Here is a 10,843-nt window from a genome sequence, read left to right on the forward strand (position 1 = left end):
ATGCAACCCTACCTGATCTCACAGCCGGGCATTCGTGTCAGCCTCAGCGAACTGATCGAGATGCGCCATCGCGTGCGGGAAGTGCAACTGTTCTCGACGCCAAGCAGGCGCAGCCCCTTGATCGGCCTGCACCACTCCAAATTGCGCGGGCGTGGCGTGGACTTCGATCAGGTGCGGGTCTATCAGGCAGGTGACGATGTGCGCAGCATCGACTGGCGTGTCACGGCCCGGACCCAGGAGCCGCATACCAAGCTGTTCCATGAAGAGCGCGAACGCCCGATCTTCATCATGGTGGAGCAAAGCCGTCGCCTGTTCTTCGGGTCGGGGCTGATGTTCAAATCGGTGCTCGCGGCCCAGGCTGCGGCGCTGATCGGCTGGGCTGCACTTGAACACAACGACCGGATCGGCGGGCTGGTGTTCGGCGACAACGAGCATTACGAAATCAAGCCCCGGCGCAGCAAGCAGTGCCTGTTGCAGCTTTTGAATCGACTGGTGCGGGTCAATCAGTCGCTGCATACCGAAATCGCCGCCGACCGCGATGCATTCGGCATTGCCCTGCGCCGGGCACGCGAGGTGCTGCGCCCTGGCAGTCTGGTCATTGTACTGTGTGACGAACGCGCCCTGTCCGATGCGGCCGAACAGCAATTGAGCCTGCTGTCACGGCATTGCGACCTGCTGTTGCTGCCGGTTTCCGATCCTCTGGACCGCGCCCTGCCCGCCGCCGGCCTGCTGCGTTTTGCCGAGCGAGGCGCCCAGCTGGAACTCGACACACTGGACCCGGAGCTGCGCAAGGCCTATCGCGCACAGGGCGAGGCCCGCTCCGATCGCTGGGAATTGCTGGCGAAGAAACTTCGGGTCCTGCTCATGCCCCTGAGCACTCAAACCGCCATGGTCGAGCAGTTGCGTGACTATCTGGATGCCCGGCGTCCGGTAAAGAACAAATGAACCCTCTGGATCAGTTGCAACCCTTGATTACGCCCGCGCCCATCGGCTTCTGGCCACCGGCACCAGGCTGGTGGCTGCTGATGCTGTTGATACCTGCCGTGGCCTGGGGTTTCTGGCGGCTGCGCGTGCTGCTGCCGGTCAAATCCAGCAACCGTCGCAGCGAGCAACCTCTGGACCCGGTCCGCCTTGCGGCGCTGGCCGAGCTGGCCAGCCTGCCCAAGCCCTACGACGGCGCACCGGCCGGTGCCTGGCTGCAACAGATCAATGGTCTGCTCAAGCGCGTGTGCCGCAACCACTACCCGCACAGCCAGAGCCATACCCTCAACGGTCGAAAATGGCTGGCTTTCCTCGATAACCGCTGCCCCGCCGCGGGCCTGACCCGCTGGATGATTCTGGTCGAAGGCGCTTATAAACCCGAATGCAAACTCGACGACAAGGCCATTACCGGCCTGACACAGTCGGTCGAAACCTGGATTCGCAAACATGTTTGAATTCGCCTGGCCCTGGGTCTTCGCCCTGCTGCCATTGCCCTGGCTGATGCGGTTTTTACTGCCAATTGCCGACAGCGGTGAAGCGGCGCTCAAAGTCAGCTTTCTCAGCGAACTTGAAGAATTGAGCGGACGCCGGGCCAAGGCCAATCTGCCTGCCTGGCGGCAACGCTTGCCACTGCTGCTGATCTGGCTGTTGCTGCTGATCGCTGCGGCGCGCCCGCAATGGCTGGGCGAACCGCTGCCGATTGCCGCCAGCGGCCGGGATCTGCTGGTGGCCGTGGATGTGTCCGGCTCCATGGACTACCCCGACATGCAGTGGAAAGGCGAAGACGTCAGCCGTCTGGTACTGGTCCAGAATCTGCTGGGCGACTTTCTCGAAAACCGCCAGGGTGATCGCGTCGGTCTGATCCTGTTCGGCAGCCAGGCATTTCTGCAAGCGCCCCTGACCTTCGACCGCCGCACCGTCCGCGTCTGGCTGGATGAAGCCAGGATCGGCATCGCCGGCAAAAACACCGCCATCGGTGACGCCATCGGCCTGGCCCTCAAGCGCTTGCGTCTGCGTCCGGCCAACAGCCGTGTGCTGGTGCTGGTGACCGACGGCGCCAACAACGGTGGGCAGATCGACCCGGTAACCGCCGCACGACTGGCTGCCGAAGAAGGCGTGAAAATCTACCCTATCGGCATCGGCTCCGAACCCGACAGCAGCGGCGTGCAGAGCATGCTTGGTCTGAACCCGAGCCTGGATCTGGATGAGCCCACCCTCAAGGAAATCGCCGCCATCAGCGGTGGCCAGTACTTCCGCGCCCATGACGGCGAAGAACTGCGAAAGATCCGCCTGACCCTCGACTCTCTGGAGCCGGTGGCCCAGCAACCCACCCAGGCACGTCCGGCCATGGCGCTTTATCAGTGGCCGCTGGCGGCGGCACTGCTGGGGAGTGTGTTGCTGGTCTTCGTCGATCTGTGGGCCAACAACGCCCTGCAACGCCTGCTCAACCAGCAACGACTTGCAGGTCTGCGCAGGCGCCTGGCACGTATCCGGAGGCCACGATGATCGCGCTCTGGCCTCACTGGCTAAGGCCCTGGTGGCTGCTGATCCTGCCATTGCTGGGCCTGTTGATCTGGCACCTCTGGCACCGGCAGAAACGCGCCGGACGCTGGCAGATGATCATGCCCGCGGCGTTCCACTCTGCGCTGCTCAACGGCGGACGCGGACGCAACAATAAATTGCCGTGGGTCATTCTGGGCATCTGCTGGACGCTGGCCGTGCTGGCCTTGCTCGGTCCCGGCTGGCAGCGTGTCGAGCAGATCAGCCAGAAGCCGGTCGACCCACTGGTGGTGGTTTTGGAACTGACGCCGCAAATGCTCGCCACCGACAGTTCGCCGACCCGCCTGGAGCAGGCCAAACGCAAACTGCTGGACCTGTTGCAGGCCCGCAGCGACTCGCAGACCGCCATCATCGTTTACGCTGGCAGCGCCCACACGCTGGTGCCACTGTCCGACGATCAGGTGACCAGTCATAACCTGCTGGATGCCATCAAGCCATCGATCATGCCCCAGGCCGGTCAACGTGCCGATCTGGCCGTCAAGAAAGCCCTCGACCTGCTCAAGCAAGGTGCGCTGGGGCAGGGCCGGATTCTGTTGATCGGCTCATCGTTGAGCGAACAGGAACGCCAGGGGATCGAGCAACTGCTCAGAGGCCAATCGCCGCCGCTGCTGATCCTGGGCATCGGCACTGCCGAAGGGGCTCCGGTGACCCTGGAAAACGGCAGCCTGCTCAAGGACGCTCAGGGCGCGATCATGGTGCCGCGCCTGGACAGCGCCAGCCTCAATGATTTCGCCAACAATGTGGGCGGCAGCTATCGTCAAGCCAGAATGGACGATGAAGACCTGCGCAGCCTGGGCCTGTTCGCCGGTCCGCAGAATCTGCGCAGCGACGGGCAAGTCCTGCAACTGGATACCTGGGCCGATCAGGGCTACTTGTTCCTGTTGCCGCTGTTGCTGCTGGCAGCCTGCGCCGGACGACGGGGCTGGCTGTTCTGTCTGCCGTTGCTGTTCATGCTGCCGCAGAACAGTCAGGCGTTCGAGTTTCAGGACCTGTGGCTGCGCCCGGATCAACAAGGCCAGCGCCTGCTGGAACAACGCCGACCCGCCGAAGCAGCACAACACTTTGAAAACCCGCAATGGAAAGGCATGGCCTTTTATGAAGCGGGAGACTACGCCACGGCGGCCCAGCGCTTCGCCGAGGGCAACACGGCTGCCGACCATTACAATCGCGGCAATGCCTTGGCCCATAGCGGCGAACTGGAAGCGGCACTGGACGCTTATGAACAGGCCCTGGAACGCCAACCGGACTTCCCGGCGGCGCAATTCAACAAGGCATTGATCCAGCGTTTGCTGGATCAGGCCAACAACCCAGGCGCTTCAGAAACGGAGCAGGACAAGAGCGAGCAAGGCGAAGAAGGCCACGAAACGCCGCACCAGCAGGCCAGCAACACGCCCGAAACGGAACAGAATCAGCCTCAATCCGAGGAAGACAGCAGCACCGACAGCCAGCCCCCCGAATCGGCAGGCACCGACAATAATACAGGCTCGACGCAAGACGATGAACCAACCACTCGCCCACCGATTCAGCCGGCCGAGAGCCAGATCACCGTCGAACGACGTCAGGCGCTGGATCAATGGCTGAGGCAGATCCCGGACGATCCCGGCGAACTGCTGCGGCGCAAGTTTCGCTACGAACAGCAACATCAGGAAAAGACCCGATGAGTCGTGTGTATCCCCTTTTGACCGGCCTGTTCCTGGGGCTGGTCGTCTTGTCGTCACAGGCAGCGGAGCTGATCGCCAAGGTCGATCGCACGCGCCTCAATTCCGGCGAGACCGTGGAACTGACTCTGGAAACCACCGATGTCACGCTGTTCGGCAAACCTGACCTGAGCGCTCTGGACGCCAACTTCGATGTGCGCGGTACCCGCCAGATCAACCGGCTGACCACGCTGGATAGCGGCAACCAGGCCACCACCCGCTGGATCATCACCCTGCTGCCCCGCCAGTCGGGCATTGTCGTGATTCCTTCGTTGCAACTGGGCGAGCTGAAAAGCCAGCCCGTGAGCCTGCAGGTCATGCAGAGCGATACCCGGGAGAAAGGCAACCAGCTGGCGCCGATCTTCATCGAGACGAGCCTGGATCAGGAAAGCGTCTATGTGCAGGCCCAGGCGGTGCTGACCCTGCGCATCTATCACTCGGTATCGCTGTTCGACGACAGCAGCCTGAGCCCCTTGCAGATTGCCGAGGCGCGAGTCGACAAACTCGGTGACTCACGCACCTATGAAAAGCTGATCAATGGCGTACGCCATGGCGTGATCGAAACGCGCTATGCGATCTACCCCCAGCAGAGCGGCACCCTGGAAGTTCCGGCACTGGTCTTCAGTGCCACACTGGTACAGACCGGCTCACCGAATCAGGAAGCCAGTCCGTTCGGTCCGCAACCGGGCCGGCTGATGCGGGTCAGTTCCGCCAAGGTTCCCCTGAACGTCAAACCCAAGCCTGCTGACTACCCGGCCGATGTGCCCTGGTTGCCAGCCCGCAGCGTGACACTGGAAGAAAGCTGGAACCCCGAACCGGGCAACAGCCAGGTGGGCGACTCCCTGACCCGCACCATCATTCTCAAGGCCGAAGGCCTGTCCGGCTCGCAATTGCCGCCCTTGCCCGCCACACAGGTAGCGGGCCTGAGGCATTACCCGGATCAACCGCAACTGGGCAATCTGGTCAGCGAGCGCGGCCTGATCGGCACCCGTGAAGAACGTGAAGCCCTGGTCCCCAATCGTCCGGGCGCCATCGACCTGCCCACCGTGGACGTGACCTGGTGGAACACCCGCGAAGATCATCTGGAACACAGCAGCCTCCCTGCACGCACCCTGCAGATCAACAACAATCCGGGGCTGGCGGTGGACACTCCGGTCAATAACGAACAAGGTGGCCTGACGGTCATGGGGCCGCCGGTCTGGCCGTGGCAACTGAGTACCGTGCTGTTCGCCCTGACCACCCTGCTGAGCCTGATTCTCTGGTGGCGGGCACGTGGCCAGCCAGCGGTGACCCGTTCGGTGCAGACCGGCCCAAGTCCGCGTACCGTACTGGACGATCTCAAGCGTGCATGTACCGCCAACGATCCCCATGCAACCCGTCAGGCACTGGATGCCTGGGCACGCCAGCAGCCTGAAACCCTGGCCGACATGGCCGCCCGTTTCGTACCGTTGTCCGATGCGCTGGATGGCTTGAACGGCGCGCTGTACAGCGAAACCGGCAAGTTCTGGATGGGCGAAGACCTGTGGCGCGCCATCCGCACCCTGCCCGCAGCCGAGCGGATACAGGACCCGACAGGCGATGCAGGGTTGCCGCCGCTCTATCCGAAGTGAGATCTTCGCGAAAGAGTCCGCCACAAAATACAGGTCAATCAATGCGTTTGTTTCACACCTCCGACTGGCATCTGGGTCAGAACCTCCACGGTCAGGAGCGGGACTTTGAACACGCCAGCTTTCTGAGCTGGCTGCTTGCCCGTCTGGCCGAGCGACAGCCTGATGTACTGCTGATCGCAGGCGATATCTTCGATACGGTCAACCCGCCGGTCAAAGCTCAGGAGCGCCTGTACGACTTTATCGTCAACGCCCATGAGCAACAGCCGCTGCTGACCATTGTCATGATTGCCGGCAACCACGACTCCGGCTCGCGTATCGAATTGCCTGCTCCGCTGATGCGCCGCTTGCGCACTCACGCGCTGGGGCGGGTGCTGTGGCTGGATGATGGTTCGCTGGATGCAGAGCGCCTGCTGCTGCCGTTGCCGGATGCAAAAGGTGACGTCAAGGCATGGTGTCTGGCCTTGCCGTTTCTGCGCCCGGCCGAAGTCACGGGTGCGACACTGGGTGACGACTACCTGCGCGGCATTGCCCAGGTCCATGAACTGCTGATCGAGGCTGCCAACGCAAAACGTCAGCCGGGCCAGGCCCTGATCGCGGTCAGCCATGCACATATGGCCGGAGGCTCGGTGTCCGAAGACTCCGAGCGCAGCCTGATCATCGGCAATGCCGAAGCGCTGCCCGCCAGCCTGTTCGGCCCGAGCATCACCTACGTCGCCCTCGGCCATCTGCACAAGCCGCAGCGGGTCAACGGTGAAGATCGCATTCGCTACAGCGGTTCGCCCATTCCGTTGTCATTCTCGGAAATCGACTACAAACACCAGATTCTGGAAATCAACTGCGACGGCGAGCAACTGGTCAGTGTCGAGCCACGCCTGATCCCCCGCGCCGTCAACCTGCAACGCCTCGGCCCTGCCCCGCTGGCCGAACTGCTGCTGAAACTCAAGGAACTGCCGGACATCGACCTGCTGGCCGACATTGACCGCCAGCCCTGGCTGGAAGTGCGCGTACGCCTGGACGAGCCGCAACCGGACCTGCGCAACCAGATAGAAATCGCCCTGCAAGGCAAGGCCGTGCGTCTGGTGCGCATCGGTGCCGAATATGCCGGCAAGGGCAGCCTTGATGGCGGTGATGAGCAATCGACCCTGATCGAACTGGGCCAGCTCACGCCTCAGGAACTGTTCAGCCGTGCCTGGGAAGAAAACTTCGGCAGCGCGGTGGATGAACAGACCCTTACCGATTTCGCCACGCTGCTGCGTGAAGTTCAGCAGGAGAGCGAACAGCCATGAAGATTCTCGCCATTCGCCTGAAAAACCTCGCCTCGCTGGCCGGGCCGTTCGAGCTGGATTTCACCGCAGAGCCTCTGGCCAGTGCCGGTCTGTTCGCGATCACCGGCCCTACCGGCGCGGGCAAGAGCACCTTGCTCGATGCCCTGTGCCTGGCGCTGTTCGGGGCGATTCCGCGCCTGAGCAATATCGGCCAGTCCAAGGTCCCGGATGTGGAAGGCGAAATCACCACCAGCGACCCGCGAACCCTTCTGCGACGCGGCACAGGCAGCGGCTACGCCGAAGTGGATTTTGTCGGCATCGATCAACGTCGTTACCGCGCCCGCTGGGAAACCAACCGTGCACGGGACAACGCTGCGAAAAAGCTGCAAGCCAGCCGCCAGACCCTTACCGATCTGGACAACGAGCAAATCCTCAGCAACCAGAGCAAACGCGAGTTCGAGCAACTGATCGAACAGCGCCTGGGGCTCAACTTCGAGCAGTTCACCCGTGCCGTGATGCTGGCACAGAGCGAGTTCAGTGCCTTCCTCAAGGCCGATGACAAGGAACGCAGCGAGCTGCTGGAAAAGCTGACCAACACCGCCATCTACAGCCAGCTCGGACGCCGCGCCTACAGCAAGAGCAAGGAAGCCGAAGAAGCGCTCAAGACCCTCAACGCCCAGGCCGGCAACATCACCCCGCTTGAGCCTGAGCAGCGCGCTGAACTCGAACAGAACCACAGCGAAGCCCAGCAACAGCACAAGGCCCATCAGGCCCGACTGCGCCAACTGGAACTCAAGCAACAATGGCTCACCGAGCTGCATCGCCTAAGCGATGAACAGCTCAGCGCCAACGAAAGCCTGAACAGCGCGCAACAGGATTGGGACAACCAGCAAGGCCAGCGCCAGACACTCGGCCAACTGGAGCGTCTGGGGCCACAACGCCATCGCTTCGCCCGCCGCATCGCCCTCGATACCCAGCTCACGCCGCTGGCCGATCGCATTCGCCAGCATCAAGCCCAGGAAACCACGCTACAGGCTCAACAGCAGCAACTGGAAAGCGCCCGCAGCAATGCGCACGCCAACCTGCTCGAAGCCCAGCAGCAACAGAACGATGCCAAGCCACGGCTGCAACAGGCCTTTGCAAGCCAGAACACCCTGAACCACCTGACTCAGGAACTGGCCAAAATCGTCGCGCTTCAGCAACAGGCTGAACAGAGTTGCGCAGAGGGCCAGAGCCAGTTGCAAGGTTTGCTCGACCAACAGCAACAGGTCGCTGAGCGTCTGGAACGTATCGCCCGGCAACTGGAACACAGCACCGAACTCGCCCCGCTGGCACACGCCTGGAACGCCTGGCGCGACCGGCTGAAATCCCTGACGTTGACCGCCAATCGCCTGAAACACGGGCAAGGCGAGTTGCCTGCTCTGCAAGCGCGTGCCGCCGATGCCGATCAGCAATGGCTCCAGCAGCGCAACGACCTGGAAGTGTTGTACCGCGAGGCGGATTGCGAAGCAGAAGCCGTCACCGAACAGACCCAGATTCTGGGCAGCCTGTTGCAGGACAACCGCAAGCAGCAGCGCGCCTTTGAAGAACTGGCTCGCTTGTGGGCCAGCCAGCAAGAGATCGATAAACAACTGCTGGCACTCGCGCAGCAGCAACAAGACGCCCAGCAGGAACGTGAAAAGCTCAATGCCGAAGGCATCCAGACCCGGGACGATCTGAAAGTTGCCGAGCAGACCCTGAGCGTCACTCAGCAGTTGCTGGAACGTCAGCGTCTGGCCCGCAGCGCCAGCGTCGAAGAACTGCGCGAACAGTTGCAGGATGACCAGCCGTGCCCGGTGTGTGGCAGCGTCGAACATCCCTGGCATCAGCCCGAAGCACTGCTACAAAGCCTGACTCGACACGATGAAACCGAACAGGCCGGCGCACAGAAAGCGGTGGATGAGCTAAAGGAAAAGTACACCCAGTTGCGCGAACAGGTCGGCGGTGTCATTGCCCGGCAGAAAGAACTCATCCGTCAGCAGGAAAAACTGACGCTCCAGCAGCAGGAACTCGCTCCTGATCTGCAAGCCCACGCCCTCGGCGCACAACTGCTGGACCGTGATGCCACGCAACGTGACGGCTGGCTGAAGCAGCAGCTCAGCCAGTTGAGCGAAGTCATCAGCCGCGACGAGCAGCGCCAGGATGCATTGCTCAAGCTGCAAAAAGACGCTGCACGCCTGCAACAGCAGGTACAGGCCGCCCATGAAGCCAGCCAGACCGCCGCACGGCATGTCACGGACCAGATCAAGCAACTTGAAGCGGATCGCGAGCGCCTTGAAGAAGAACTGACGGCACTTGCCACGCTGGTATCGCCAGAGCTTCTGGACAACCTGCGCAACGACGCTTCGGCCACCGTCATGCAGCTTGAACAACGCGTGACCCAGCGCCTGGACCAGCTCGAACAGCAAGGCGAAGAGCAAGAGGAACAGCGCGAACGCCAGCAGCGGATCGAGAAGGAACAGGTCGAGCAACAGAACCGTGTCCAGCGTCAGGCTGAACTGCTTGAACAGGTTCAGGCCCTGAGCCAGCAGCAACACGCCAGCCAACAGATATTGGCCGAACTGCTGGGCTCCCATGCCGATGCCCAACAGTGGCAAAACGCGCTGGAACAAGCCGTCGAGCAAGCCCGACACGCTGAAACCTCGGCAGGCCAGACCTTGCAGGATGTTCACCACCAACTGATTCAGCTCAATGCCGAACTCAAGGCCGATCAACAACAGTTGCAGGCTCTGGAACAGGAGTCCAGCGAACTCGACGGCCAGATCAGCGAGTGGCGCAGCAGCCATCAGGAACTGGATGACGCAGCACTTGAAAACCTGCTGACTTACGACGACGCACGCATCGATCAACTGCGCCAGCAACTGAACCGCAGTGAAAAGGCTCTGGAACAAGCCAAAGTACTGCTGCATGAGCGCGAGCAGCGCCTGCAACAGCATCAGGCGCAACACAGCGACATCACCGATAACGAGCAACTGGCCGCTGCCCTGCTTCAGGTTCAGACCGAATGTGAAATCAGCGAACAGCACTGCGCCGACCTGCGCGCCAGGCTGAGCGAAGACGAACAGCGGCGTAACGCCAACAGCGAGCTGCAAGCGCGCATCGTGCAGGCCAACGGCGAGTATCAACGCTGGGCGCGTCTGGCGGCGCTGATCGGTTCAGCGGAAGGCGACAAGTTCCGCAAGATCGCCCAGGCCTATAACCTCGACCTGCTGGTCCATCATGCCAACGCCCAACTCAGGCAACTGGTGCGCCGTTATCGCCTCAAGCGCGGCGGCAGCATGCTTGGCCTGCTGGTGCTGGACACGGAAATGGGCGATGAACTGCGCTCGGTGCATTCGCTGTCGGGCGGGGAAACCTTCCTCGTCTCGCTGGCGCTGGCATTGGGGCTGGCCTCGATGGCGTCGAGCACCTTGCGTATCGAATCGTTGTTCATCGACGAAGGCTTCGGCAGCCTGGACCCCGAATCCCTGCAACTGGCCATGGACGCCCTGGACGGCCTGCAGGCACAGGGACGCAAGGTTGGCGTGATCTCTCACGTACAGGAAATGCATGAGCGGATTCCGGTACAGATCAAGGTCCGTCGACAGGGGAACGGGTTGAGCACGATAGAGGTTGGGGATTGAGGACGAGGTTGTTCGCTCTTGCATGAGCTGGAGAACCTGCTTGAACGAACAGCCCGCCATCAAGGCGG

General features: G+C 62.1%; 6 protein-coding genes and 1 pseudogene. All 7 read left to right on the forward strand.

Annotated features, from left to right (window positions below; translation table 11 throughout):
* The 7 genes and pseudogenes from CKW23_RS19915 to CKW23_RS19945 all read left to right on the forward strand — a co-directional run bounded on the left by CKW23_RS19915 (nt 1) and on the right by CKW23_RS19945 (nt 10,775).
* Nucleotides 1-945 (forward strand): DUF58 domain-containing protein, encoded by a 945-nt coding sequence (locus CKW23_RS19915; protein WP_025259181.1) that lies wholly within the window; start codon nt 1-3, stop codon nt 943-945.
* Nucleotides 942-1,436, forward strand: a complete 495-nt coding sequence (locus tag CKW23_RS19920) for a DUF4381 domain-containing protein (protein WP_025259180.1) — start codon at nt 942-944, stop codon at nt 1,434-1,436. Before CKW23_RS19915 ends, CKW23_RS19920 begins: the two co-directional genes overlap by 4 nt.
* A complete protein-coding gene (locus CKW23_RS19925) occupies nt 1,429-2,487 on the forward strand; it encodes a VWA domain-containing protein (protein WP_095068175.1) in 1,059 nt (352 codons plus the stop codon). The genes CKW23_RS19920 and CKW23_RS19925 overlap by 8 nt, the downstream gene beginning before the upstream one ends.
* A pseudogene (locus CKW23_RS19930) lies at nt 2,484-3,903 on the forward strand (VWA domain-containing protein); the annotation flags it as partial. The gene CKW23_RS19925 and the pseudogene CKW23_RS19930, both read left to right, overlap by 4 nt.
* Nucleotides 3,904-4,198: 295 nt before the next feature.
* Nucleotides 4,199-5,848 (forward strand): BatD family protein, encoded by a 1,650-nt coding sequence (locus CKW23_RS19935; RefSeq protein ID WP_025259177.1) that lies wholly within the window; start codon nt 4,199-4,201, stop codon nt 5,846-5,848.
* Nucleotides 5,849-5,889: 41 nt separating this feature from the next.
* Nucleotides 5,890-7,134 carry an exonuclease SbcCD subunit D C-terminal domain-containing protein gene (locus tag CKW23_RS19940; protein ID WP_025259176.1) on the forward strand — a complete coding sequence of 415 codons (1,245 nt, stop codon included), beginning with the start codon at nt 5,890-5,892 and terminating at the stop codon, nt 7,132-7,134.
* Nucleotides 7,131-10,775, forward strand: a complete 3,645-nt coding sequence (locus CKW23_RS19945; RefSeq protein WP_095068176.1) for an AAA family ATPase — start codon at nt 7,131-7,133, stop codon at nt 10,773-10,775. The genes CKW23_RS19940 and CKW23_RS19945 overlap by 4 nt, the downstream gene beginning before the upstream one ends.
* Nucleotides 10,776-10,843 lie beyond the last annotated feature (68 nt).

Source organism: Pseudomonas sp. Irchel 3A18, from assembly GCF_900187465.1.
Classification (GTDB): domain Bacteria; phylum Pseudomonadota; class Gammaproteobacteria; order Pseudomonadales; family Pseudomonadaceae; genus Aquipseudomonas; species Aquipseudomonas cichorii.